At 70.1% G+C, this 24,332-nt stretch carries 24 protein-coding genes, 1 tRNA gene and 1 pseudogene; 21 read left to right on the plus strand and 5 right to left on the minus strand.

What is annotated here, in order from left to right:
* Positions 1-28: 28 nt before the first annotated feature.
* From QE428_RS08980 to QE428_RS09030, 11 genes and pseudogenes are all read left to right on the plus strand, one after another.
* A complete protein-coding gene (locus tag QE428_RS08980; RefSeq protein ID WP_307468277.1) occupies positions 29-232 on the plus strand; it encodes a DUF4244 domain-containing protein in 204 nt (67 codons plus the stop codon).
* On the plus strand, positions 229-573 hold the full coding sequence (locus QE428_RS08985; RefSeq protein WP_307468280.1) for a TadE family type IV pilus minor pilin: 345 nt from the start codon (positions 229-231) through the stop codon (positions 571-573). The genes QE428_RS08980 and QE428_RS08985 overlap by 4 nt, the downstream gene beginning before the upstream one ends.
* Positions 573-893, plus strand: a complete 321-nt coding sequence (locus tag QE428_RS08990; protein ID WP_133398376.1) for an Rv3654c family TadE-like protein — start codon at positions 573-575, stop codon at positions 891-893. The genes QE428_RS08985 and QE428_RS08990 overlap by 1 nt, the downstream gene beginning before the upstream one ends.
* 77 nt (positions 894-970) lie before the next feature.
* Complete coding sequence (topA, locus tag QE428_RS08995; protein WP_307468284.1) at positions 971-3,634, plus strand: type I DNA topoisomerase; 2,664 nt, start codon at positions 971-973, stop codon at positions 3,632-3,634.
* Entirely contained in the window at positions 3,631-4,266 is a 636-nt protein-coding gene (tmk, locus tag QE428_RS09000) for a dTMP kinase (protein WP_307468287.1), read from the plus strand. The genes topA and tmk overlap by 4 nt, the downstream gene beginning before the upstream one ends.
* A gap of 30 nt (positions 4,267-4,296) precedes the next feature.
* Positions 4,297-5,451: a DNA polymerase III subunit delta' gene (locus QE428_RS09005; protein WP_133398373.1), complete on the plus strand. Its 1,155-nt coding sequence runs from the start codon at positions 4,297-4,299 to the stop codon at positions 5,449-5,451.
* Positions 5,452-5,816: 365 nt separating this feature from the next.
* Positions 5,817-6,398, plus strand: a pseudogene (locus QE428_RS09010) (alpha/beta fold hydrolase); the annotation flags it as partial.
* A gap of 16 nt (positions 6,399-6,414) precedes the next feature.
* Complete coding sequence (locus QE428_RS09015; RefSeq protein ID WP_307470704.1) at positions 6,415-7,008, plus strand: alpha/beta hydrolase; 594 nt, start codon at positions 6,415-6,417, stop codon at positions 7,006-7,008.
* 68 nt (positions 7,009-7,076) lie between these two features.
* A tRNA-Thr gene (locus QE428_RS09020) sits at positions 7,077-7,152 on the plus strand.
* 17 nt (positions 7,153-7,169) lie between these two features.
* Positions 7,170-7,568 (plus strand): hypothetical protein, encoded by a 399-nt coding sequence (locus QE428_RS09025; RefSeq protein ID WP_307468291.1) that lies wholly within the window; start codon positions 7,170-7,172, stop codon positions 7,566-7,568.
* Positions 7,569-7,612: 44 nt separating this feature from the next.
* Positions 7,613-9,778, plus strand: a complete 2,166-nt coding sequence (locus QE428_RS09030) for an MMPL family transporter (RefSeq protein WP_307468293.1) — start codon at positions 7,613-7,615, stop codon at positions 9,776-9,778.
* On the opposite strand, the gene QE428_RS09035 is transcribed toward QE428_RS09030, so the two are convergent.
* Positions 9,779-10,168, minus strand: coding sequence for a DUF3054 domain-containing protein (locus QE428_RS09035; protein WP_307468296.1), 390 nt, complete (start codon positions 10,166-10,168; stop codon positions 9,779-9,781).
* 61 nt (positions 10,169-10,229) lie between these two features.
* On the opposite strand from QE428_RS09035, the gene QE428_RS09040 reads away from it, so the two are divergent.
* From QE428_RS09040 to QE428_RS09060, 5 genes are all read left to right on the plus strand, one after another.
* The gene (locus QE428_RS09040) at positions 10,230-10,826 is read left to right on the plus strand and encodes an isochorismatase family protein (protein WP_307468300.1); all 597 of its coding nucleotides are present in this window, start codon (positions 10,230-10,232) and stop codon (positions 10,824-10,826) included.
* On the plus strand, positions 10,823-11,440 hold the full coding sequence (locus QE428_RS09045) for a DUF2510 domain-containing protein (protein ID WP_307468303.1): 618 nt from the start codon (positions 10,823-10,825) through the stop codon (positions 11,438-11,440). Before QE428_RS09040 ends, QE428_RS09045 begins: the two co-directional genes overlap by 4 nt.
* Before the next feature lie 62 nt (positions 11,441-11,502).
* Positions 11,503-12,690 (plus strand): glycosyltransferase, encoded by a 1,188-nt coding sequence (locus QE428_RS09050; protein ID WP_307468305.1) that lies wholly within the window; start codon positions 11,503-11,505, stop codon positions 12,688-12,690.
* Between the two features lie 79 nt (positions 12,691-12,769).
* Positions 12,770-14,581, plus strand: a complete 1,812-nt coding sequence (locus QE428_RS09055; protein WP_307468307.1) for a glycoside hydrolase family 15 protein — start codon at positions 12,770-12,772, stop codon at positions 14,579-14,581.
* Positions 14,582-14,615: 34 nt separating this feature from the next.
* The gene (locus tag QE428_RS09060) at positions 14,616-15,512 is read left to right on the plus strand and encodes an SDR family oxidoreductase (RefSeq protein WP_307468310.1); all 897 of its coding nucleotides are present in this window, start codon (positions 14,616-14,618) and stop codon (positions 15,510-15,512) included.
* A 56-nt stretch (positions 15,513-15,568) separates the two neighbouring features.
* Here QE428_RS09060 and QE428_RS09065 read toward each other — a convergent pair whose 3' ends face one another.
* The 3 genes from QE428_RS09065 to QE428_RS09075 are packed head-to-tail and all read right to left on the minus strand — an operon-like array spanning position 15,569 to position 18,709.
* Positions 15,569-17,098 carry a tripartite tricarboxylate transporter permease gene (locus QE428_RS09065; RefSeq protein ID WP_307468313.1) on the minus strand — a complete coding sequence of 510 codons (1,530 nt, stop codon included), beginning with the start codon at positions 17,096-17,098 and terminating at the stop codon, positions 15,569-15,571.
* 1 nt (position 17,099) lies between these two features.
* Positions 17,100-17,696: a tripartite tricarboxylate transporter TctB family protein gene (locus tag QE428_RS09070; protein ID WP_307468317.1), complete on the minus strand. Its 597-nt coding sequence runs from the start codon at positions 17,694-17,696 to the stop codon at positions 17,100-17,102.
* The gene (locus tag QE428_RS09075) at positions 17,693-18,709 is read right to left on the minus strand and encodes a tripartite tricarboxylate transporter substrate binding protein (RefSeq protein ID WP_091359428.1); all 1,017 of its coding nucleotides are present in this window, start codon (positions 18,707-18,709) and stop codon (positions 17,693-17,695) included. Before QE428_RS09075 ends, QE428_RS09070 begins: the two co-directional genes overlap by 4 nt.
* Positions 18,710-18,845: 136 nt before the next feature.
* Here QE428_RS09075 and QE428_RS09080 point away from each other — a divergent pair, with 136 nt between their 5' ends.
* Genes QE428_RS09080 through QE428_RS09090 form a run of 3 tightly spaced genes read left to right on the plus strand, consistent with a single transcriptional unit; the run spans position 18,846 to position 21,329 of the window.
* Entirely contained in the window at positions 18,846-20,111 is a 1,266-nt protein-coding gene (locus QE428_RS09080) for an ATP-binding protein (protein ID WP_091352077.1), read from the plus strand.
* The gene (locus QE428_RS09085; RefSeq protein WP_307468321.1) at positions 20,108-20,821 is read left to right on the plus strand and encodes a response regulator; all 714 of its coding nucleotides are present in this window, start codon (positions 20,108-20,110) and stop codon (positions 20,819-20,821) included. The genes QE428_RS09080 and QE428_RS09085 overlap by 4 nt, the downstream gene beginning before the upstream one ends.
* 34 nt (positions 20,822-20,855) lie before the next feature.
* On the plus strand, positions 20,856-21,329 hold the full coding sequence (locus QE428_RS09090) for a hypothetical protein (protein ID WP_307468324.1): 474 nt from the start codon (positions 20,856-20,858) through the stop codon (positions 21,327-21,329).
* Here QE428_RS09090 and QE428_RS09095 read toward each other — a convergent pair.
* On the minus strand, positions 21,316-21,993 hold the full coding sequence (locus QE428_RS09095; protein ID WP_307468327.1) for a TetR/AcrR family transcriptional regulator: 678 nt from the start codon (positions 21,991-21,993) through the stop codon (positions 21,316-21,318). The two genes, QE428_RS09090 and QE428_RS09095, sit on opposite strands and share 14 nt — an antisense overlap.
* Positions 21,994-22,118: 125 nt before the next feature.
* On the opposite strand from QE428_RS09095, the gene QE428_RS09100 reads away from it, so the two are divergent.
* On the plus strand, positions 22,119-23,399 hold the full coding sequence (locus QE428_RS09100; RefSeq protein ID WP_307470707.1) for an extracellular solute-binding protein: 1,281 nt from the start codon (positions 22,119-22,121) through the stop codon (positions 23,397-23,399).
* Between the two features lie 5 nt (positions 23,400-23,404).
* The gene (locus QE428_RS09105) at positions 23,405-24,331 is read left to right on the plus strand and encodes a carbohydrate ABC transporter permease (protein WP_091352085.1); all 927 of its coding nucleotides are present in this window, start codon (positions 23,405-23,407) and stop codon (positions 24,329-24,331) included.
* Position 24,332: the final 1 nt, after the last annotated feature.

The raw sequence follows: 24,332 nt of genomic DNA on the forward strand, positions 1-24,332 counted from the left end.
ACCGTTCGCAACCCACTGGAGGAGAACCATGACGACCCACGACCTGCCCACCCTGACCCGCCGCCGCGCGGCCGAGCTCTTCGCCGACGAGTCCGGCGCGGCGACCGCCGAATACGCCATCGCGACGATGGCAGCCGTCGCCTTCGCCGGGCTGCTGGTGATCATCATGCGCTCGGACGAGGTGCGCGGCATCCTGACCGACCTCGTCCGGCGCGCCCTGACCGTCTCATGAGGCGGGACGAGCGGGGATCGGTCGCGGCGGAGTTCGCCGTGACGGTCCCCGCCGTCGTCCTCGTCATCGTGTTGGCGGTCTCGGCCCTCTCGGTGGGTGCGCGCCAGGTGCGGCTGGAACATGCTGCGGCGCAGGCAGCGCGCCTCGCGGCACGCGAGGAGTCGCCTGACCGGGTGCAGGCCGCGGCATCCGCTCTCGCTTCGGGTGCCACGGTGCAGACTCGGCGAGAGGGAGATCTGGTCTGCGCGGATCTGTCGGCAGGTGTCGGGGTTCCGCTGCCGCTGCCGCTGCCGGACCTGCGGGCGACATCGTGTGCGCTCGCCGCGCCGGAGGGCGACTGATGGCCGGGACGGCGACGACGGTCGGAGTCCTCGTGGTCACGGCGACCCTCGCCGTCGGTTTCGTGACCGCGGGTGCGGCCGCATCCACCGCGGCCCGTGCATCCGGTGCCGCGGATGCTGCGGCGCTTGCGGCCGCCGACACCGCGTCGGGACTCGTGCCGGGCGAGCCGTGCGATCAGGCGGCGGCGGTCGCGGGTCGGGTCGGCGCGTCGGTGAGCGCGTGTCGCCTCGACGGACTGGTCGCGACCGTCGAGGTCTCCATCGCCTTCGGTGCGTGGGACGCGAGGGCCCGTGCACGCGCGGGGCCTCCGCCGGGGTGAGCGTCGCGACGGCCACCCCTCTCAGCGCACTCTTGACAACGCGGTGTGTATGGTGTGCAACGAAGAAAGGACGCCACGTGGCACAGGGCAAGAAGCTCGTCATCGTCGAGTCTCCGACGAAGATGCGCTCGATCCAGGGATACCTGGGTGACGGATACGAGGTCATGAGTTCGGTCGGACACATCCGCGACCTCGCCGACAAGAAGGACATCCCCGCGGATCTGAAGAAGACCTCCGTCGGGAAGTACTCCATCGACATCGAGAACGACTTCACCCCTCTATATGTGGAGAGCGACCGCGGCAAGAAGACGGTCAGCGAGCTCAAGCGGGCGTTGAAGGGAGCGGACGAACTCCTCCTCGCCACTGATGAGGACCGCGAAGGCGAAGCCATCGCGTGGCACCTGCTCGAGACCCTCAAGCCCAAGGTCCCCGTCAAGCGGATGGTCTTCCACGAGATCACGAAGGACGCCATCCAGGCCGCGGTGAAGAACACCCGCGAGCTCGACCACGCCCTCGTCGACGCGCAGGAGACCCGCCGCATCCTCGACCGCCTCTACGGGTGGGACGTCTCCGACGTCACCCGCCGCAAGGTCGGCCAGGGCACGAGCGCCGGGCGCGTGCAGTCCGCCGCGACCCGCATGGTCGTCGAGCGCGAACGCGAGCGCATGGCGTTCGTCTCCGCCTCGTACTGGGACGTCGACTCCACCGCGGTGAAGGGATCGGATGCCTTCGCCATCCGTCTCGCCCGCCTCGACGGCGCACCGCTTGCCCGCGGCACCGACTTCGACGACACCGGCTCCCTGAAGAAGGCCGTCGTCGTCCTCACCGAGGACCAGGCGCGCGAGCTGGCCGCAGCGCTCGAGGCGTCGGCTGCGGCATCCGTCGTCAGCGTCGAGGCCAAGCCCGGCACGCGCAGCCCCAAGCCGCCCTTCACGACCTCGACCCTCCAGCAGGAGGCCGGCCGCAAGCTCTCGATGAGCGCCAAGCACGCCATGGGCGTCGCGCAGCGGCTGTACGAGAAGGGCTACATCACCTATATGCGCACCGACTCGACCGCGCTGTCGGCGCAGGCGGTCACGGCCGCGCGCACGCAGGCGGTCGCGCTCTACGGCGACAAGGCCGTGCCCGCGAACCCGCGCAGCTACCGCAACAACGCCAAGAACGCGCAGGAGGCGCACGAGGCGATCCGTCCCTCGGGCGAGCACTTCCGCACGCCCAAGGAGGTCACCTCGGGCCTCGACCGCGACGAACTGCGCCTGTACGAGCTGATCTGGAAGCGCACCGTCGCCAGCCAGATGGCAGACGCGAAGTACGAGACCACGACCGTCACGATCGACGCGGATGCCGCCGGCAAGACCGCGACGTTCACGGCATCCGGCACCGTCTACACCTTCAAGGGCTTCCTGGAGGCCTACGAGGAGGGGCGCGACGAGAAGCGCCACGACAACGACCGGACCGACGACCAGTCGCTGCCCGCGCTCGCCGTGGGAGACGCCCTGACGCTGACCGATGTCGAGCCGAAGGGTCACGCGACGAGCCCGAAGCCCCGCTACACCGAGGCCTCGCTCGTCAAGGCGCTCGAAGAGCGCGGCATCGGACGCCCGTCGACCTTCGCGAGCATCATCGACGTGATCCTCGACCGCGGCTACGTGTCCAAGCGTGGCCAGGCGCTCGTGCCGAGCTGGCTCGCCTTCAGCATCGTGCGTCTGCTCGAGGAGCACTTCGCCGACCTCGTCGACTACGACTTCACAGCCGCTCTCGAGGACGACCTCGACGCGATCGCCCGCGGCGAGCAGAACCGCGCCGCTTGGCTGCGCGAGTTCTACTTCGGCTCCGAGGGCCACGTGGGTCTGCGCAACATCGTCGACAACCTCGGCGACATCGACGCCCGCGAGATCAACTCGACGAAGATCGGCGACGTCGCGGTCCTGCGGTTCGGTCGCTACGGACCGTACCTCGAGGTGCCGGGCGACGACCCCGAGACCCCCCGACGCATCAACGTCCCCGAGGACCTCGCGCCCGACGAACTGACCCCCGAGAAGGCGCGTGAGCTCATCGATGCTCCCGTCGGCGGCGACCGCGTGCTCGGACAGAACCCCGACAACGGCCGCGACGTCGTCATCAAGGACGGTCGGTTCGGTCCGTACCTCGAAGAGGTGCTCCCCGAGGAGGAGGCACCGGCCGAAGAGGTCAAGCCCAAGCGCGGTGCGAAGAAGGCGGTCGCGCCGAAGCCCAAGCGCGCGTCGCTGTTCAAGAGCATGTCGCCCGAGACCATCGATCTCGAGACGGCGCTGAAACTCCTGTCGCTGCCGCGCGAAGTGGGGGCCGACCCCGAGTCGGGCACCGTCATCACGGCGCAGAACGGTCCGTACGGTCCCTACATCAAGAAGGGCACCGACTCGCGCAGCATCGCGAGCGAGGACATGATCTTCGACATCACCCTCGAACAGGCCCTCGAGATCTATTCGCAGCCCAAATACGCCAACCGCGCCGCCACCTCCCTCAAGGAGTTCGAGGCCGATCCGGTCAGCGGCAAGCCGATCCGCATCAAGGACGGCCGCTTCGGCGCCTACGTCACCGACGGGACGACCAACGTCACGATCCCGCGCGGGCAGACCGCGGACGACATCACCTTCGAGGTCGCCGTGCAGATGCTGGCCGACAAGCGGGCGAAGGGTCCGGCGCCCAAGCGCACGACCCGCAAGCCCGCCGCGCGCAAGCCGGCGGCGAAGAAGAAGTGACCTCCGGGCTCTGGATCACCCTCGAGGGTGGCGACGGGTCGGGCAAGACGACGCAGGCGGCCCTGCTGGAGCAGTGGCTCCGTCAGCAGGGCCGCAGCGTCGTCCGCACGCGCGAACCCGGCGGCACCGAGGTGGGTGTGCTGATCCGCGACATCGTGCTGCATCACCGCGGCGACATCGCCCCGCGCGCCGAGGCTCTCCTGTACGCCGCGGACCGCGCGCACCACGTCGCCACGCACGTGCGACCGGCCCTCGCCCGCGGCGAGGTCGTCATCCAGGACCGTTACCTCGACAGCTCGGTCGCCTACCAGGGCGCCGGGCGCGTGCTCGACGGCGGCGAGATCCGAGACCTGTCGCTGTGGGCCGCCGAGGGCGCGCTGCCTGACGTCACCGTCCTGCTCGACGTCGACCCCGCGACCGCTCGGGATCGGTTGGATGCCGCCGACAAGCCGTTCGACCGGCTGGAAGCCGAGAAGAGCGCGTTCCACGAACGAGTGCGCGCAGCCTTCCTCGCGTTGGCGGATGCCGAGCCGGAGCGCTTCCTCGTCGTCGACGCGACGCAACCCATCGAGGTGATCGCCGACGCGATCCGCGCGCGAGTGGACGAGCGTCTGTCCACACGCTCGTCCTGAGCGTCGCCGCCACCTCGTAGGCTGAACCGCATGACCGCCACCACCGTCGACGCGCTCCCGTGGGGCGAGGTCTGGGGCCAGGACGAGGCCGTCGCGCAGTTGCGGGCCGCGGCATCCGACCCCTCGCAGCTCGCCCACGCGTGGCTCATCACCGGCCCGCCCGGATCGGGACGCTCGACCCTCGCCTACGCCTTCGCGGCGGCGCTCATCGCCGAGCCCGGCGACGAGAACGCGATGCGCCAGGTCATGGCCCGCACGCACCCCGATCTCGCGGCTCTGCGCACCGAAGGTGTCATCATCTCGATCAAGGACGCGCGCTCGCTCGTCGAGCGGTCCTATTTCTCGCCGTCCCTCGGCCGCTACCGGGTGATGGTCATGGAGGACGCCGACCGCATGGTCGAGCGCACGAGCAACGTCCTGCTGAAGGCGCTCGAAGAGCCGCCCGAGCAGACCGTGTGGATCCTGTGCGCGCCCAGCGACGCGGACCTTCTGCCCACGATCCGCTCCCGCGTGCGGATCCTCCGGCTGCGGGAGCCCGACGTCGCCGATGTCGCGCGACTCATCGTGCAGCGGACCGGGGTCGACGAGGGGGTGGCGGAGCAGTCGGCGCGGCTCGCTCAGCGCCACATCGGCATGGCGCAGCGACTGGCGACGGATGCCGCGTCGCGACAACGCCGCGAACGGACCCTTCGAGGTGTCCTCGGGGTCCGCGGCGTCGGCGACGCGGTCGAGATCGCGGCCACGATCGTGCAGTCCGCGACCGAGGATGCCAAGGCGCTGACAGCCGAACGCGATGAGAGCGAGCGCGACGCGCTGCTGCGGACCCTCGGCGTCCCGCCGGGAAGCGCCGTGCCCCCCGCCGTGCGAAGCCAGGTCAGTGCCCTGGAGGACGAGCAGAAGCGCCGCGCGACGCGCAGCCTCCGCGACGGGATCGACCGGGTGCTGACCGACCTCGAGTCGCTGTACCGCGACACGCTCATGCGCCAGTTCGGGCGCGACACCGAGCTCATCAACCGCGAGCTGACGGCCGAGATCGAATCCCTGGCGACGGCGTGGACTCCGCAGCACACCCTGACGGTGCTCGACGCGATCGCGCTCACGCGCACCAACCTGCAGGGCAACGCGGCACCCGCCCTCGCGCTCGAGAGCATGCTCATCACCGTCGCGACGGGACGCACCCCGTGACCCGCGGAGTGTGGCATCGCGCCGCTGCTGCGGTCCTCGCCGTCGGCGTAGCCGTCGCCCTGGTCGCCGGCTGCACACCGAAGCGGTCGTCCGACGACCGGCCGGCCCCGCATCGCACGCCGGTGACCCAGGGCGCCCCGGCCGGCTTCGAGACGTACTACGGCCAGAAGGTCGACTGGGAGAGCTGCCGCGGGGTCGGCGACGGCGATTACCAGTGCGCACAGATCACCGCCCCGAAGGACTGGTCGGATGCCGGTGGGGGAGACATCGAGCTCTCCGTGATCGTCCACCTCGCGTCGAGCGGCACGGCCAAGGGGTCGCTCTTCGTCAATCCCGGTGGCCCGGGCGCGAGCGGCGTCGATCTGGTGCAGCAGGCGGCGAGCTTCGCCGTGGGGGACGAGTTGCTCGACAGTTACGACGTCGTGGGCTTCGACCCGCGCGGCGTCGGGCGCTCGACGGCGGTCCGATGCCTGGATGCCGCGGCGATGGACCGGTACCTGTTCGCCATCCCGTCGGCGCCCCGAGGGACGCCCGAGCGGACGGCGGAGCAGCAGTCGTCGGCGGAGTCCTTCGCTCGTGCGTGCGACTCCAACAGTGACGGTCTGCTGCCCTACGTCACGACGGAGAACGCCGCGCGCGACCTCGATCTCCTGCGCGGCGTCCTCGGCGACGAGAAGCTCTCCTACCTCGGGTACTCCTATGGTTCTTTCCTCGGCGCGACCTACGCGGACCTGTTCCCGAAGAACGTCGGCCGGGTCGTCCTCGACGGCGGGCTCGACCCGTCGATCCCGAGCGCGATCGTCGGCGCCCGCCAGGCAGCCGGATTCCAATCGGCGTTCGACGCCTACCTCGCCAGCTGTCTCACGGGGTCGGACTGCCCCTTCAGCGGGACAGAGGCGAACGCCCGGCAGCAGATGGGTGACGCACTCGCCGCGGTCGACGCCAGCCCGCTGACGGCGAGCGATGGACGGAAGCTGGGAGCCGATTCCCTCGTCACCGGCATCGTCTCGGCGCTCTACAGCGAGGGCAACTGGTCATCGCTGTCGTCGGCCATCACGGGGGTCCTCGAAGGCGACGCGGACGAGATGTTCGAGCTCGTCGACCGGTACTACAACCGGTACGACGGGCAGTACCTCGACAACTCGACTGAGGCATTCTCGGCGTACAACTGCATGGACTACCCCCGCCGACCCGGCCGATGTCGTGGCGGACGCGAACGCCGAGGTGGCGGCGAAGGCGCCGACCTTCGCGCCGTACTGGTCCTCCGACGCGAGCCTCTGCGACGCGTGGCCGTACCCGCCGACCGGCTCTCGCAACGAGATCCACGCGGAGGGTGCCGCCCCGATCCTCGTCATCGGCACGACCAACGACCCCGCAACCCCGTACGAGTGGTCTGCCGCTCTCGCGAAGCAGCTGAGCTCCGGCATCCTGCTCACTCGTGTGGGGGAGGGGCACACGGGCTTCAACAAGGGAAACGCGTGCATCGACGACGCCGTCGTGGCGTACTTCGAGGACGACAGGGTGCCGGACGGAGACCTCCGGTGCGAGGCGCCGTGAGGCTCGCGTTCGCAGCATGGCTCCGGACCCTGTAGGATCGATGATCGTGCAACGCGCGAGCGAAGCGCGCCACCTTAGCTCAGACGGCAGAGCGATTCACTCGTAATGAATAGGTCAAGGGTTCGATTCCCTTAGGTGGCTCCAGAACAGAGGACACACGGGTGACACAGGCCCTCGATGCGATTCTCGAGATCTTCACGTGGGTCGGATTCGGCGCGGCGGCGGCCTTCGGTGTCGTCGCCGTCGTCGTGTGGGCATCCGACGGTAGCTGGCTCCCCGCCGAGGCGTACCTCGACGATGACGGGCGCACGCTGCGCTGGATCGACAGCGAGGGCGAGGTCAATTCGGCTCCTCTCGCCGACGAGGATCGCGACCGCCTCCCCGACGAGCCCGCCGCGAACATCTGGTACCGGCACGGCTGGCACGACCGGATGAGATTCACGCGCCGACCGCCGGTCCTGCGGCTTCTCACCGGATTGGCGGTCGGCGGAGCGGCCCTCGGGCTTCTCGCATCGGCACTCTCGCTCGTCGCGTACTTCGTCCGCGTCGCACCGGCCTGACGGCCGCATTGCTGAAAAAGCGTATATCTAGCTAATCTAGGTATATGTCTCCTACATCGACGCCCTCCCGCCGGTTGCGCATCGCGCTCCCGCTCGTCCTCGTCGTCATCTGGCTGGCCGGCGGGTCCATCGGCGGACCGTACTTCGGCAAGGTCGACGAGGTCTCGACGAACGACCAGTCGAGCTTCCTGCCGCAGAGTGCGGAGTCGACGCAGGTGCAGGAGCGACTCGGCGACTTCCTCGGCGGTGACGCGATTCCCGCCCTCGTGGTCTTCGATGCCGATGGCACCCTCGACCGGACGCAGCTGGAGGGCGTGCAGGCCGTCGCCGACCAGCTCGGCGAGCTGGAAGGCGTGCAGGAGGTGTCTCCCGCGATCCCGTCCGAGGACGGCGAAGCGGCCCAGGTCGTGGTCTCGATCGACGCCTCGGGGGAGGTGACGGACATCGTGGGAGAAGTCCGCGACCTCGTCGCCGCCGACGCGCCCGGCGGGCTGAGCGCGTGGGTGACCGGTCCCGCGGGCTTCACGGCGGACCTCGCGACCGGGTTCACCGGCATCGACGGTCTCCTGCTGCTCGTCGCGCTCGGCGCCGTGTTCGTCATCCTCGTGATCGTCTACCGGTCGCCGCTCCTGCCGATCCTCGTCCTGTTGACCTCGGTGTTCGCCCTGTGCGTCGCGCTTCTGAGCGTCTGGTGGCTCGCCAAGGCGGAGATCCTCGTCCTCAACGGACAGGTGCAGGGCATTCTCTTCATCCTCGTGATCGGTGCCGCCACCGACTACGCCCTCTTGTACGTCGCCCGGTTCCGCGAGGCGATCGGAGCGGGGCGGAAGAGATGGGATGCCGCGACCACCGCCTGGAAGGGCGCGGTCGAACCGATCCTCGCGTCGGGCGGAACCGTCATCGCAGGTCTGCTGTGCCTGCTGCTCAGTGACCTGGCGAGCAATCGCGCGCTCGGCCCCATCGCCTCGATCGGCATCGCGTTCGCGATGCTGTCGGCGCTCACCTTCCTCCCGGCCCTCCTCGCCCTCGTCGGGCGGGCGGCGTTCTGGCCGTTCATCCCCACGACCGGCATGACCGAGCTCCCCGCCGACCTGACGCAGCCGACACGCGGCATGTGGGCGAAGCTCGCGCGTTTCGTCGCGCGCCGCGCGCGGATCGTCTGGATCCTCTCGACGGTGGTGCTGCTGGCGGCATCCGTCGGTGTCACGCAGTTGAAGGCCGACGGCGTTCCCGCGAGCGAGCTCGTCCTCGGTGCGTCGCAGGCGCGCGACGGGCAGGCCGTGCTCGCCGAGCACTTCCCCGCCGGGTCCGGAAGCCCGCTGTACGTGATCGTCCCGGAGGGCGAGGCGCCCGACGCCGTGGACCTGGTCGCGGACCAGGCGGGTATCGATTCGGTGGCCATCGTCTCGGCCGACGCGCCGGCCGGTCAGGCGGACGCCGCCGTCGAGGGCGGCGCGCTGGTCCTCACCGCGCAGGGCCCTCCCGGCACTCCCGCACCGGCGCCGACGGTCGACGGCGGTGACGTCATGCTCGTCGCGACCCTGTCCGACGCCGCCGATTCCCTCGCCGCCGAGGACACGGTCCGCGACCTGCGCGCGGCGGTCTCGGGCACGACGCTCGACGCCGTCGTGGGTGGCACGACCGCGGTGGACCTCGACACCAACGACACGTCCATCCGCGACCGGACGGTCATCATCCCGGTGATCCTCGTGGTCGTCCTGCTGATCCTGATGCTGCTGCTCCGGTCGATCCTCGCTCCGGTGCTGTTGATCGTCAGTGTGATCGTGTCGTTCGCGGCGGCGCTCGGCGTCAGCGCCCTCGTCTTCAACGAGGTGTTCGGCTTCCCCGGCGGCGACCCCGCGGTACCGCTCTACGGTTTCGTGTTCCTCGTCGCGCTCGGCATCGACTACAACATCTTCCTCATGTCGCGTGTGCGGGAGGAGTCGATCCATCACGGCACGCGGCGCGGCATCCTCCGCGGCCTCGTCGCGACGGGCGGGGTGATCACCTCGGCGGGTCTCGTGCTCGCGGCCACGTTCGCGGCGCTCGGGGTCATCCAGATCCTGTTCCTGGTGCAGCTCGCCTTCATCGTCGCGTTCGGCGTCCTGCTCGACACATTCATCGTGCGGTCGCTCCTCGTGCCCGCGCTCGCCTACGACATCGGCAAGAAGATCTGGTGGCCCTCGAAGCTCTCGCGCGTCGACGACTGATCAGCGGGAGCGCCGCCGTGCGACGAGCGCCGCAACGACGCGCCACCCCACGAGCATCAGGAGCAGGACGGACGCCGCGACGATGACGAAGGCGACCTGCACGCCCTGACCGGTCACGGCGCGGAGGATCATCCCGCCCGCGACCGTCACGATCCAGACGGGGATGCCGGTACGGACGACCGCCCGCGGCGCCCGCCACGCGAGCGAGAGCAGCCAGCCGAGGACGAGCGCGGCCACGAAGGGGCCGGCCGTCGTCGCGAGCCCCGCGATCGGCGCTTCGTCGTGACTCGCCCGTCCGATCGCCGCGAAGATCACCACGAGGACGACGTCGATGCCGAACGCCGCGAGGATCTGGCCGGTGGGGGGAGCGGAGCGGTCGGGGGAGGCCATTCCGTCAGGGTAGTCGCGCCGGCTGCGCGCACCAGCGGCCCACCCGTCGTACTCTCGACTCATGACTCGAGCGCTGTTCATCGTCGATGTGCAGAACGATTTCACGGAGGGTGGCGCCCTGGGCGTCGACGGAGGTGACGCGGTCGCCACGGCGGTCACCGCGCACCTGCACGCCCACGCCGCCGACTACGACGTGATCGTCGCCTCGCGCGACTGGCACGACGGCGAGGGCGACAACGGCGGCCACTTCTCGGCCACGCCGGACTTCGTCGACTCCTGGCCGGTGCACTGCGTCGCCGGTACCTCTGGGGCCGACTACGACCCGGGCCTCGACACGAGCTCTGTCACCCATCACGTGAAGAAGGGGCAGGGGATCCCCGCGTACTCCCTGTTCGAAGGGGTGACGGATGCCGGTGAGACGGTCGCCGACATCCTCACGGCGCACGGGGTCGTCGAGGTCGACGTCACCGGCATCGCCACGGATCACTGCGTGCGCGCGTCGGCTCTCGACGCCATCGCGCACGGGCGTCGCGTCCGCATCCTCACCGACCTGATCGCCGGTGTCGCATCCGCGCCGAGTGAATCCGCTCTCGCCGAGCTCGCCCACGCCGGAGCTGAGCTCGCCGAGTCGGCTGACGATCACGACGGAACCCCGTGACCCGTCAGGCACCCGCCGGGTGGTACGCCGATCCGGGCGAGCCCGGTCAGCTGCGCTGGTGGGACGGTACCGACTGGGCCACGGACACGGTCGCGCCGCAGAACGCGGCTGCGACTCCGGCTCCCGCGCCGGCTCCGCAGGCACACGCGCCCGCGCCGGCCTCGCGGCTGCGCCCGGGCACGGTGTGGATCTGGTTGGCGATCCTGGCGTCCGTCCTTCCGCTGTACTCGGGGGTGTTCTTCGACGCGGCATCCCTCGCCCGGATCGACGGACTCACGCCCTCGGGCGGCATCGCGGCGGGGCTCGTTCTCCTCGTCGCCGTGGATCTGGTGCTCGTCGCGATCGCCGTCCTGTTCGCCTGGCTCGACCGCCGGGCGCTCCGTCGGCGCGGGATCGACGCGCCGTTCGCGTGGGGCTGGGCGGCGCTCGCCTTCGTGGCCACGCTGGGCGTCTACGTCGTCGGACGCTCGGTCGTCGTGCGTCGGCGCACGGGCCGGGGGCTCGCTCCGCTCTGGGGCTGGCTGGCCGCGACCCTGCTCGGTCTCGTCGTCTTCGCGGCGTGGGTGACGGTGTTCTCCGACGCGGCGTGGACCGCGGTGACGACCGCGCGCTGATCTTCACGCGATGGTCACCTGGGGTTCATCGCCCTCGGGCCTCGCCGCCCGACCATGGGTGAATGAGTCGTCCCCGCATCCTCTCGCTCTACGAAGGCCTGTTCGCCGGCGGTGCCCGCGTGCTGCACACGAACGTCATCACGGGACTCCACGTCGACGGGGCGCACGAGCATTCCGTGCTGTCGATCGCCTCGCAGGCACGCCGCGAGGGCGCCCTGCAACCGATGACCGACGACCCGCGGTACCGGTGGCTGCGCGAGGCGGGCATCGAGGTGTCCGACCTCGGACGCGAAGCGGGAGTGGTCGCCCCCGCGCCGGAGAGCTTCACGGCGGCGGAGCTCGAGATCGCCGCGGACGCCGTCGCCCGCGCCGATCTGATCCTCACGCTGAAGGAACAGCCCCTCGGGCTCCTGCTCGCGCTCGACGCGCGAGGCCTGCTGCCCGACGTGCCCATCGCCGCGTGCCTGCACCGGTCGGACCCGACGCACTCGGGCGCCGCGGTTCGCTGGCTGGGGGAGCTGGCGGCATCCGGTCGTCTCACGTCGACCATCTCGTGCGCCGAATCGACCAGCGACGCCTACGCGCGGTTTCTCACGCCCGCCGTCGACCGATTCGTGATCCCGAACGGGGTCGACCTCGCGCGCTACCGCCCCAAGCCGTACGAGCGGATGCCGCTGCGCACCCAGCTCGGCATCGCCGGGGCCGCTCCGGTCGTCGTCTTCGCGGCCCGTTTCGATGCGATGAAGGATCCCGGGCTCTTCCTCCGCGCCGTCGCATCGCATGCGCGGCGGGACGCCCGCGCGCAGTACGTCATGTGCGGCGCCGGGATGACGGCCGACAACATCGCGCTGACCGCCGCGATCACCGAGGCGGGGGCACCCGCCGATCGCATCCACCGACTCGGGATCCGTGACGACATGCCGCGCGTCTACCGCAGCGCCGACATCGTCGCGCTCACGAGCGCGTTCGGCGAGGCGTCGCCGCTGTGCCTCATCGAGGGCGCGGCATGCGGAGCGACGCCGGTGACGACCGCCGTCGGCGACGCGGCGCAGGTCGTGTCGGGGATCGGACTCGTCACCCCGCACGACGCCGACGCCATCGCGGGCGCATGGGCGAAGGTCGTCGCGCGCCGGCCGGACTACCGTGCCGCCGCGTTGGCCGCGCGTCACCGGGTCGGGTCGGGGCGGATGCTCGATGCCTATCGAGGCGCGATCGACGGACTCGCAGAGCGCGCCGACGTGGCCGCCTGAGGCACTCCACCTCGTCACACATCGACGGCGGGGTGTCAACCGGCATCCCATCACTCGCAGCCCCGGCGAGAGTTGACGTGTGCCTCACCTCGACGACATCGGCCCCGGTCAGGATCTGCGCAGCTATGCGCCGATCGGCGACGGGCGCACGATCGCGCTGATCGGGCTGCGTGGCCAGATCGACTGGATGCCGATCCCCGGCATCGACGACCTGCCGATCTTCGGGCGGCTGCTCGACGACGACGCGGGCGGCTGCATCGAGCTCGAGCCGGTGGAGGAGTACGAGGTGCGTCGGCGATACCTGCCTCGCACGAACGTGCTCGTCACGACGTTCATGACGGCGTCGGGCAAGGCGACCGTGACCGACGCGCTCGTGACGGGCGTCGCGGGGCGGCTTCCTTGGGCCGAACTCGCGCGGCGGGTGGACGGCGTCGACGGCGAGGTCGCCTTCCGTTGGCGGGTGCAGCCGGGGACGTCGCTGAAGACCGCCGCGCCCTGGCACGACCGCGCGAACGAGCGCAGCATCCTCCGTTCCGGACTCACGACGATCGGGGTCACGGGGCGGGACTACGGCCCGGAGCCCGCCGCCTCGTCGGACGGCATCGCGACGGGGCTCGCAGGCGGCTTCACGACCTCGCAGGGGAGCCGGCATCTGCTGATCGTCGTCGGCACGCACGACGAGCCGATCCACTTCCCCGACCCCGACAACGTCGATCGCGGCATCGATCGCACGATCGAGGCGTGGCGCGCGTGGTCCCGGGAGTTCTCGTACGACGGCCCCTGGGCGAACGACGTTCAGCGCAGCGCGCTCATGCTCAAGATGCTGATCCACAGCCCGACGGGTGCGATCGCCGCGGCGGCCACCACGTCTCTGCCGGAGGACCTGACCGGCGGCAAGAACTGGGACTACCGGCTCGCGTGGGTGCGCGACCTCGCCTACACGGTCGACGCGCTCATCGGCTTCGGCCTGCGGGAGGAGACCCACGCGGCGATCTCGTGGCTGCTGCGGACGATCCGCCGGCACGGCCCGGAACTGCACGTCATGTACACCCTCGACGGCGAGCTCGACGGACACGTCACGACCTACGACGTCCCCGGCTGGCGCGGCGTCGGTCCGGTCGTGACCGGCAACCCCGCCCGGGAGCAGGTCCAGCTCGGCGTCTACGGCGACCTGTTCGCGATCTGCCGCGCGTACGTCCAAGCCGGGAACGCCCTCGACGTCGAGACGGGGCGGATGCTCTCGATGTACGCCGACAAGGTGTGCGATTCGTGGCGGAACCCCGATTCGGGCATGTGGGAGCTCCCCGAGGAGCGGCACTACACCTCGTCGAAGATGGGGTGCTGGCAGGCGCTCAACGACGCCGTCGCTCTCGCCGAGCTCGGCCAGATCTCGGGCAGCAGCGAGCGATGGGCTGCCGAAGCGGCGCTCGTCCGCACCTGGGTCGACGAGCACGGCTGGTCGGAGTCCCGCGGCGCGTACGTCATGGCACAGGGCAGCCGCGACCTCGACGCGTCGGTCCTGCTGCACTCGCTGAGCGGGTTCGACCGCGGCGAGCGGATGTCGCGCACGATCGACGCGCTGACGGGAGAGCTCGGCGAGGGGCCGCACCTGTTCCGTTACACCGGCATGCGCGACGAGGAGGCGACGTTCGTCGCCTGCAGCTTCTGGCGTGCCGCCGCGCTCGTGTGCGTCGGACGCCACGACGAGGGCCTCGCGGCGATGAACGAGCTCGTCGCCGCCGGGAACGACGTCGGCATGTACGCCGAGATGATCGACCCCGAAGACGGCGCGTTCCTCGGCAACCTGCCGCAGGCCCTCAGCCACCTCGCCCTCATCCGAGCAGCGCTCACCATCCGCGAGCTGGTCGGCGACGACGCCGACAGCCGCTGACGAACCCCACACCACCACGAAGAAGGAGAGCACGATGGCACGCGACCAGTACACGTTCACGAACCCGGTGGAGCTCTACTCGGAGATCCAGCCTCAGAAGGGCTACCAGAGCGAGCCCGGCCTCGACGCCGATCTCGCCCCGAAGGCCGATCTCGGCGAGGACACCTACCGTGGCTCCGGCCGGCTGACGGGTCGGAAGGCCCTCATCACGGGCGGCGACTCCGGTATCGGAGCGGCGACCGCGATCGCCTTCGCCCGCGAGGGCGCCGACGTCGCGTTGTCGTATCTTCCGGAGGAGGAGGAGGACGCGCAGCGCATCGCAGACATCCTCCGTGAGGCCGGCGCGACTGTCCTCACCTTCCCGGGCGACCTGAGGCAGAAGGACTACTGCGTCGAGCTCGTCTCGAAGACTGTCGAGGCGCTCGGCGGTCTCGACATCGTCGTCAACAACGGCGGGAAGCAGATCTTCAACAAGGATCTGACGACGCTCGACGACCAGCAGTTCGACGACACGTTCACGACGAACGTCGACGCGATGTTCTGGATCACCAAGGCGGCACTGCCGCACCTGCCCGCGGGCGCGACGATCATCAACACGACGTCGATCCAGGCGTACTCGCCGTCCGAGACCCTCGTCGACTACGCCTCGACCAAGGCGACGATCAACGCCTTCACGAAGGCGCTCGCGCAGCAGCTGGCACCGAAGGGCATCCGGGTCAACGCGGTCGCACCGGGCCCCATCTGGACACCGCTACAGGTGTCGGACGGTCAGCCCCAGGAGAAGATCGAGTCGTTCGGCGAGGAGACCCCGCTCGGACGCATGGGCCAGCCCGCCGAGCTCGCGCCCGCCTACGTGTTCCTCGCCTCCGCCGAGTCGAGCTACGTCCTGGGCGAGACGCTGAACGTCAACGGCGGGATGCCGACCCCCTGACGATCGCATGGCGAAGGCCCCGGCGCACACGCACCGGGGCCTTCGTCGCGTTCGGGTCAGGCGCCCACGAGCTCCTTGTCTGCGGACTTCGCGCGCCTCCGTGCCACGACTTTGCTTCGGATCGAGAACACCAGCACCGCCGCGAGCAACGCGTACAGGGTGATCGTGATGGGTCCGTGCACGAGGACGGTGAAGTCGCCGTTGGTGCTCATCGCGGCATCCCGCAGGCTCGTCTCGGCCAGCGGGCCGAGGACCATCCCGATGATGAGCGGGGCGAGCGGGAAGTCGAGCGCTCGCATCAGGAAGCCCAGCAGTCCGATGGCCAGCAGCATCACCAGGTCGAAGGTCGACCCCGATGTGGCATAGATTCCGAGCCCGCAGAAGAGCGTGATGCCGGCGTACAGGTACGGGCGCGGGATCAGCAGGAGCTTCGCCCACAGCATCGCGAACGGCAGGTTCAGGATGAGGAGGACGACCATCGCGATGAAGAAGCTCGCCAGCAGCGCCCAGACGAGGTCGGGGGCGCGGTCGAACAGCAGGGGGCCGGGCTGCAGACCGTACTGGCGGAAGGCGGCGAGCATGATCGCGGCGGTCGCCGAGATCGGGAGGCCGAGGGCGAGGAGAGCGCCCATCGCCATGCCGGTGGTCGAGTTGCCGGCCGCCTCGGGGGCGGCGAGACCGCGGATGGCTCCCTTGCCGAACATGGGGTTCTTGCGCCGCTTGTCGAGGCGCTTCTCTAGGCCGTAGGCCAGGAACGTCGGGATCTCCGACCCGCCCGCGGGGACCACGCCGAACGGAAGGCCGATGGCGGTGCCGCGCAGCCAGGCGGGCGCCGCCTCCCTCAGCTCTCGGCGGCTCAGCCACGGGCGACCCGTGGGCTTGATGAGCGCCTTGTCCTTCATGTGCCGCTCGAGGCAGGCGACGTAGATGACCTCGCCGAGGGCGAGGATGGCGACCGTGACCGTCACGAGCGAGATGCCGTCGAACAGGTTCGGCGAGTCGAGCGTGAACCGCGGTGCGCCAGAGACGCCGTCGATGCCGATGACGGCGATCCCGAGACCAATGAACAGCGACGTCAGACCCTTGATCGCGCTGTCGGCGACGACCGACGACGTCGCCGCGAAGGCGAAGACGGCGAGGGCGAAGAACTCGGCCGGACCGAACCGACTCGAGAAGTCGGCGAGGGCCGGGGCGACGAACACGACGACGATCGAGGCGACCATTCCTCCGATGAAGGCGCCGATGGCGGCCGTGGCGAGGGCCTGGGCGGCGCGGCCGTTGAGCGCCATCTTGTGCCCCTCGAACGTCGAGGCGATGGCGGATGCCTGCCCCGGCGTGTTCATGAGGATGCCCATCGTCGAATCGCCGAACAGGCCGCCGAAGTAGACGCCCGCGAACATGATGAACGCCGCGGTCGGGTCGAGCGAGAAGGTGATCGGAAGCAGCAAAGCGACCGCCATGGACGACCCGAGGCCGGGGAGGACTCCGACGGCGGTGCCGAGGAGGCATCCGATCAGGACCCACAGCAGGTTCGCGGGGGTGAGGGCGCCGGCGAATCCTTCGCCGAGAAGTGTCAGGACGTCCATGTCAGAACCCTCCGAGGATGCCCGACGGGAGGGGCATCCCGAGGGCCATGTCGAAACCGATGTAGGCGAGCGAGCTCAGCGTGAGCCCCACGATGAGGCTCTGCAGCCACTTCGTCGAGCCGAACGCGCGCGCGACGCACCAGAACAGCAGGCCCGCCGCGATGATCCAGCCGAGGAACTCGAGCAGGAAGGCGAAGGCGAGGAACGACAGGACCACCCACGCGAACGAGCGGATGTCGACGCGGACGGGCTTCGCTGCGGGCTCCTCGCCGGCCGCCTCGGCGCGCGCCGCCTCGATCTCGGCGGTGAGGGCGTCGGGCGTCGCGCGGATCTCGCGGATCGCGCCGACGGCGAGGGTGGCGGCGAAGATGTAGAGGCCGGCCGCGATGATGCCGGGGAAGAACTGCGGCCCGGGGAACGCCGTGCCCTCGGGTACGCGCATGGTGACGATGCCGACGACGAGGTAGGTGGCGAAGGCGACGAGGATCACCGGCATCGTAAGGCCCTTGAGGAGGGCCGCGGCACCGGGCCCGGAGACCAGCCGTAGGCGCTGGCCGACGACGGCGGACGCCGAGGTGGGGTTGGCGGGGAAGGTCACAGGCCCATCTCCTCGTAGAGGGCGCGGATGCGCGTCTCCTCGTCCTTCAGGAACGTGTCGAGCTCGTCGCCCGTGATGATGCGTTCGGTCCAGTAGTAACGGTCCATCGCGTCAGCCCACTCGGGGGTCGCGACGCTGTCGAGGACGAGCTGCGTGAGTGCCTCGCGCTCGCTGTCCTCGAGACCGGACGGCGCCGAGAGCGAGCGCCAGTTCGTCAGCGAGACGTCGTAGCCCTGCTCGGCGGCGGTCGGGATGTCGATCCCGTCGACGGGCTCCTTCGCCACGAGGGCGAGGGCGCGCAGACGTCCCGCCTCGATCTGGTCGATGTTGTCGGGGTAACCGCCGGCGGCGGCCTTCGCGGTGCCGTTGAGGAGCGCCTGGATCGCCTCGCCGCCGCCGTCGGAGGAGATGTAGGTGGTGTCCACCGGCTCGATGCCGGCAGAGAGCGCGAGGTCGGTGACGACGAGCTGGTCGAACGAGCCGCCGCCGGTCCAGGGGAGGGCCTTCGGGTCCTCCTTCCAGCCCTGCACGAGGTCGTCGAGCGTCTCGTAAGGGGAGTCGGCCGGGACGACGATGACGTCGTACTCCTCGACGACCACCGCGAGCGGGGTGACGTCGTCGAGGGTCGCGGCGGAGTTGAACTGGATCGTGGCGGCCAGGAGACCCGTGCCGCCCACGAGCATGTTGTTCGCCTGGCCCTCGAGGACCGAGACGTTGCCGAGGGCGATCGTGCCGCCGGCACCCGGCATGTTCACGACCTGCACGTTGTTCACGAGACCGTTGGCCTTCTGCGCCTGCTGGAGTTCACGGGCGACGCCGTCCCAGCCTCCGCCGGCGGCGGCGGGGGCGACGATCGTCATCGACGCGTTGATGTCGCTGCCGGTGCTCGCCGAGGCGATCGACCCGGCGGCCGCGGTTCCGATCGCGGCGGCGGCGATGACACCGCCGACCACGCGGCCGACCACGGTGCGGCGCCTGCTCGGCGGCGGTGCAGGGGTATCTGTCTGGGTCATCATTGCTCCATTCGCGCGGACATCGTCGTCTCCGCGAGATCGAAATAGGATGACAGCGCGCGGTGCGGCAGCGGCATCCTTCGGCTTTTGTTCTCTTAAACGCTCACGCACCGTGCATGGACGGGAGTGGTGAACGATGGCGTCTCCGCGGCGGCCCCGCGTGCTCCGGCTCGCGCTGCTCGTCCTGCCCTCGGTGGTGACGCTCGCCGCGCTGTCGGCGACGGTCGCGGTCGCGATGACGGTGCAGGAGCGCACGATCCGCGAGGCGACGGCCGAGCGGGTCATGGCCGTCGCCCGGAGCCTCGCGGATCTCGCCGAGGTCCGGACGACCCTGACGACGGTGACGGATGCCGGTCGCCCGGGCGATCTCGCCGACGCCGCCGATCTCGCCGCGGCGACGACGGCGCTGCAGCCGCTCGCCGAGCTCGTGGTCGAGTCGGCGGGCGTCTACTACGTCGTCATCACCGACGACGAGGGCGTCCGCATCACGCATCCGCTCGCCTCCGAGCGCGGCGTGCAGGTCGAGACCACGAACGGGCCCGTGCTGGAGGGTGGGACGTTCCTCGGCACCGAGCGGGGCGCCTCGGGGCCGTCGCTGCGTGCGAAGGTGCCGGTGCGGGACGACGGCGGCGTCGTGGTCGGCATGGTCGCCGTCGGTGTGCTGGAGTCGAGCATCGCGGCGGACCGGGACGCCGCGCTCGGCGCTCTGCTGCCGTGGGGGATCGGCGCGCTCGTCGTCGCGTCGCTCGCGAGTTCCGCGCTGACGACCGCGGTCGAGCGGAGGTTCCGGCGGGCGGACGCGGTCGCTGCGGAGAACGCGCAGATGCGGCGGACGACCGCCGCCCTCCGCGAGCAGGCGCACGAGTTCGGCACGCGACTGCACGTCGTCCACGGGCTCGTCTCGCACGGCGACACGGCAGCGGCGCTCGGCTACATCGAGGAGGTCGCCCCGGTGCGCACCGCGGCCGGCGCCGAGGACGCTGGAGAACCCGTCGCCGCCGCGACCGTGCACGCCGTGCGTGCCGAGCTGCTGGAACTCGGCGCGCAGGCCGAGTTCGACCTCGCGCTCGACGGCGACCTCGACGACGGTGCCGTGTCGGTCGTCGCGAACCTGTGCCGCAATGCGGGCGAGGCCGGCGCGCGGCGGGTGCGCTGCGTGCTGCGCGAGGCCGAGGGTCGCCTCATCGGGGCCGTCGACGACGACGGCCCGGGGGTGGATCCGGCCGTCATCGGTCGCATCTTCGGCCAGGGGTTCTCGACGAAGACGGACCCGTCGGGCTTCGGGCGGGGGTACGGCCTCGATACCGTGCGGCGCACGGTGGCATCCCGCGGCGGCACGATCGAGGTCGGTTCGTCCGCGCTCGGCGGTGCGCGTTTCGCCTTCGAGATGGAGCGCGTGTGAGCGGGCAGGCGATCCGTGTGCTGGTCGTCGATGATGACCGGGGCGCGCGCGCCCTGCACTGCCGATTCGTCGACGGCGTGCCCGGGTTCGTCGTCGCAGGATCCGCCGGCACGGGCCGGGAAGCCCTCGCCCAGGGCTCCTCGGGGGTCGACCTCGTCCTGCTCGACATGCGCCTGCCCGACATCAGCGGAGTCGAGGTGCTGCACCGGCTGCGGACGGTCGCGGACGGTGGACCCGACGTCCTCGTGATCAGCTCGTCGCAGGATCAGACGACCGTCCGTCAGGCGCTCGCCGGTCGGGTCGTCGGGTACCTCGTGAAGCCGTTCACCGAGCCTGCGCTGCGGGAGCGGCTCGAGCGGTATCGCGAGGAGCGCGACGCGAGAGCGGATGCCGGGCGCGAGCGTCCGCTCGCACAGGCGGAGATCGATCGGCTGCTGGCGACCGGCGGCATCCGCACCGTCGCGGCGTCGGCCGCAGGCGCACGGACGCTGCCCAAAGGCCTCGCCGCGCCGACCCTGGAGCTGGTGTTGAGGGCCCTGGACGCGGCGAACGGGCGTTCCGTCGCCGAGGTCGCCGCTGCCTGCGAGATGTCGCGGGCGACGGCGCATCGGTACCTCGCGCACCTCGCGGAGTCCGGCGCCATCGCGGTGTCGCACCGGTACGGCAAGCGGGGACGCCCCGAAGTGCTGTACCGCCTCGCTCCGGGGTGAGGTTCGACGGCGCCGCGGGCGCTACGATCGCGACGTGGTCTCCCGCGCTCATCGCCTGCTCGCCGCGATGCTGTTCGTCGCAGCGGGCGCCGCGCTGAGCGCGTGCTCACCGCTGTCCCTGCTGCAGATGCAGCTCTCGGACATGACCGGCCGGACCGAACCCGACGCATCCGCTGAGCTCGAGGAAGAGATCGATACAGCCGACGAGTACGACTGGGTCATCGTCTCCTTCGAGGTGCCTGAGGGGGAGTTCGACGTCGATCTCATGAACGCGCTGTTCGAGACCGAGCTCGCCGCCGACCAGGCGCTGCTCGACGCCGGTGTCGGTCAGACCGACGGCAACGGCGCGGGCCTCGGCGGTTACGACGTGTTCTTCTACGGCGACGACGCCGACGAGATGTGGCGCGTGCTGGAGCCGGTGTTCGCCGAGGCGCCGATCCCGTGGACGCGCGTCGAGCTGTCGGACGGATCCGACGACGCCTCTCCCGAGGTGCTCACTCAGGGCTAGCCGGAGCGCGCCCCTCGGCCGCGTCGTCCTCGCGGGGGGCGGGGATCTCGAGCAGGTGCAGGAAGTCCTCGAACAGTCCCGCCATGTCGACGGCGTCCGGATCGAGAAGCCACTGCAGCTGCAGGCCGTCCATCATCGCCGTCACGAGCTGACCGACTCGCTCCGCGTCGAGGTCGTTCCTCAGGTGGCCCTCGTCCTGCAACCGTGAGAACGACTCATCGTCCTGGTGTCGGAGGGCGCGGTAGCGATCGCGGAAGGACTCGTGGGCGGGATGCTGCGGGTCGGTCGCTTCGGCGGAGAGCACGACATGCAGGGCGACGAGGCCGGGGGAGCGGGTGTTACGCGCCACCTGCTCGCGCATCGTGTCGACGAAGCTGACGCCGGCGGCTTCGGACTCCTCGCGGCGTGCGCGGTCGATCTCGTCGCGCGCCGCGATGGTTGCGGCAAGCAGTCCGACCTTGGAACCGAAGTGGTGCAAGAGGCCCGCGTCCGAGATGCCGACGCGGCGCGCGATCTCGCGCAGCGATGTGCCGCGGTAGCCCTGCTCGCCGAACACTTCGACGGCGGTCTCCACGATCGTGGTCCGCCGTTTGTCCCCGCGCACGCGACGGAGGTCGGGTCGGCCGGGAAGGTCGGTGGGCGTGTCTTCGGCTGCGTTGCTCATGGCCTGCTCTCTTGCGAGGTCGGTTGCCGTCAGTCTATGCTCAACAAACTAAGCGAGCAGTTGCTAAGTTACTTTTCCCGTCAACTGCTGCGGCGTCAAGACTCGATGAGGAGGATCCCGTGAAGATGCGGAACAGGGCACTCGCGTTCGGTGCGATCGGTGTGGTCGGAATGCTGGCTCTCGCCGGGTGCGGCAGGGCGGACGATGCCGGTCAGGGTGGCGGCGGCGAGGCCGCGACAGTCGACGAGTCCGCGGCGAAGGGGACCATCGAGGTGTGGGCGATGGGTGAGGAGGGCGAGAACCTCGCCGATTTCGCGGACGGATTCGTGAAGGAGAACCCCGACGCGAAGGTGACCGTCACGTCGATCCCGTGGACCGACGTCATGACGAAGTATCAGACCGCCGTCGCCGCCGGCACGGTGCCCGATGCGATCATGATCGGGTCGTCGCTCCTTCCGTCGATGGTCGCCGCGGGCGGCCTCGCCAAGGTCCCCGGCGACCTCGTCGACGAGGAGTCGTTCAACGAGACGGCGCTCGAATCGACCGAGGTCGAAGGCACCTCCTACGCGGTGCCGTGGTACGTCGAGACGCGTGTCATGTACTACCGGGAGGACCTCGCCGAACAGGCGGGTGTCGAGGCGCCGAAGACGTGGGACGACCTGACAACCTTCGCGGAGGCGATGAAGGCGAACGGCTCCGACTACGGCATCCAACTCCCCATGGGCGACGCAGAGGACTCGACCCAGGTGATCCTGCCGTTCTACGCGCAGGCGGGCGGCGAGGTCCTGAACAACGCCGGTGACGCCTACGCGTGGGATGAGGCGGCCCTGACCGAGGCGCTCGACTACTACGCCTCGTTCTTCACCGCGGGGCTCGCGCCCATGTCCGGCTACGGCGACGCGCAGACGGCCGCGTTCGCGAACGGATCGAACCCGACCTTCATCTCCGGTCCCTGGATGGTGGGCGTGCTCGGCGACCAGGAGTCGCCCGAGTGGGTCGACGAGAACGTCCTCACCACGCCGGTGCCCGCCGGCACGGACAACAACGACTCGTACCTCGGCGGCGGCCACCTGGGTGTGTTCGAGGACGCGAAGAACGCCGACGGAGCCTGGAAGCTGATCCGTTGGCTGTCCGAGCCCGAGACGCAGCAGGAGTGGTTCGAGACGGTCAACGCCCTCCCGGCCGTGACCTCCGCGCTCGACTCCGAGCCGTTCACCTCCGACCCGCGCCTGTCGGTCCTCAACGACCAGCTCGAGAACACCGTCGCACCGCCGTCGGTGCCGAGCTGGAACGAGATGTCGGCATTCATCGAGACCGAAGCGGAGAAGGTCGCCAACGGCAGCAGCTCGGCGGAGTCGGCATCCGCCATCGTCGCCAAGGCCGAATCCCTCGGCACGGGCTGGTAGGCGTCGTGGCGCTCGTCTCGACGAGTGCGGCTGGGCGGCGAGGAGGCTTCGCCGCCCAGCGGCGCCGCACCGCCGTGGTGGCGTGGCTGTTCGCCCTGCCGTTCCTCGTCATCTTCGCGGTCTTCATGCTGGGCCCGCTGCTGGGATCCTTCGCGATGTCGTTCACCGACCTCGGGGTGCGGGACCTGCGCTCGCCGTTCTCGGTGAACGTGATCGGGTTCGACAACTTCGTCGCGCTGTTCCAGGACGAGTTGTTCGTGAAGTCGATCGTCAACACGTTCTACTTCGTCGGCGTCGGCATCCCGCTCACGATGGCGCTCGGCCTGCTGCTCGCGGTCGCGTTGAACTCCGGGATCGAGAAGTTCCGGAGCGTCTTCCGGGTGGGGTTCTACACCCCGGTCGTGACCTCGATCGTCGCCGTCGCGGTCGTGTGGAAGTTCATCCTGCAGGACTCGGGGCTCCTGAACACGGTGCTGTCGTGGGTCGGCATCAACGGACCGGACTGGTTGAACGACCCGTTCTGGGCGATGCCCTCGATCATTCTCATGGGCGCATGGCGCAACATGGGCACGCTCATGATCATCTTCCTGGCGGGGCTGCAGGCGATTCCGCGGGACGTCTACGAGGCCGCGGAGGTCGACGGCGCGAGCGCGTGGCGACGGTTCACGAGCATGACGCTTCCCCTCATGCGCCCGACGCTGCTGCTGGGCGCAGTCCTGCTCTCCGTCGGGTTCCTGCAGGTGTTCGAGGAGCCGTTCGTCATGACGCAAGGCGGACCGCTCAACTCGACGCTGACCATCAGCTACTACGTCTACAACCAGTTCGGATACGGCGACTACTCGCTCGCGTCCGCGGCGGCCTACGTGCTGTTCGCGTTCATCGCGGCGCTGTCGGCCGTGCAGTTCCGGCTGCTGCGATCGAAGGACAACTGAC

The sequence above is a fragment of the Microbacterium sp. SORGH_AS_0505 genome (genome assembly GCF_030818715.1).
Lineage (GTDB): Bacteria > Actinomycetota > Actinomycetes > Actinomycetales > Microbacteriaceae > Microbacterium.

Bases quoted from the DNA above. Each gene is read 5' to 3' on its own strand.
- QE428_RS08980 (WP_307468277.1), top strand. From the start codon at position 29: ATGACGACCCACGACCTGCCCACCCTGACCCGCCGCCGCGCGGCCGAG.
- QE428_RS08985 (WP_307468280.1), top strand. From the start codon at position 229: ATGAGGCGGGACGAGCGGGGATCGGTCGCGGCGGAGTTCGCCGTGACG.
- QE428_RS08990 (WP_133398376.1), top strand. From the start codon at position 573: ATGGCCGGGACGGCGACGACGGTCGGAGTCCTCGTGGTCACGGCGACC.
- QE428_RS09005 (WP_133398373.1), top strand. From the start codon at position 4,297: ATGACCGCCACCACCGTCGACGCGCTCCCGTGGGGCGAGGTCTGGGGC.
- QE428_RS09015 (WP_307470704.1), top strand. From the start codon at position 6,415: ATGGACGGAAGCTGGGAGCCGATTCCCTCGTCACCGGCATCGTCTCGG.
- QE428_RS09030 (WP_307468293.1), top strand. From the start codon at position 7,613: ATGTCTCCTACATCGACGCCCTCCCGCCGGTTGCGCATCGCGCTCCCG.
- QE428_RS09035 (WP_307468296.1), bottom strand. From the start codon at position 10,168: ATGGCCTCCCCCGACCGCTCCGCTCCCCCCACCGGCCAGATCCTCGCG.
- QE428_RS09040 (WP_307468300.1), top strand. From the start codon at position 10,230: ATGACTCGAGCGCTGTTCATCGTCGATGTGCAGAACGATTTCACGGAG.
- QE428_RS09050 (WP_307468305.1), top strand. From the start codon at position 11,503: ATGAGTCGTCCCCGCATCCTCTCGCTCTACGAAGGCCTGTTCGCCGGC.
- QE428_RS09060 (WP_307468310.1), top strand. From the start codon at position 14,616: ATGGCACGCGACCAGTACACGTTCACGAACCCGGTGGAGCTCTACTCG.
- QE428_RS09065 (WP_307468313.1), bottom strand. From the start codon at position 17,098: ATGGACGTCCTGACACTTCTCGGCGAAGGATTCGCCGGCGCCCTCACC.
- QE428_RS09075 (WP_091359428.1), bottom strand. From the start codon at position 18,709: ATGACCCAGACAGATACCCCTGCACCGCCGCCGAGCAGGCGCCGCACC.
- QE428_RS09080 (WP_091352077.1), top strand. From the start codon at position 18,846: ATGGCGTCTCCGCGGCGGCCCCGCGTGCTCCGGCTCGCGCTGCTCGTC.
- QE428_RS09095 (WP_307468327.1), bottom strand. From the start codon at position 21,993: ATGAGCAACGCAGCCGAAGACACGCCCACCGACCTTCCCGGCCGACCC.
- QE428_RS09100 (WP_307470707.1), top strand. From the start codon at position 22,119: ATGCGGAACAGGGCACTCGCGTTCGGTGCGATCGGTGTGGTCGGAATG.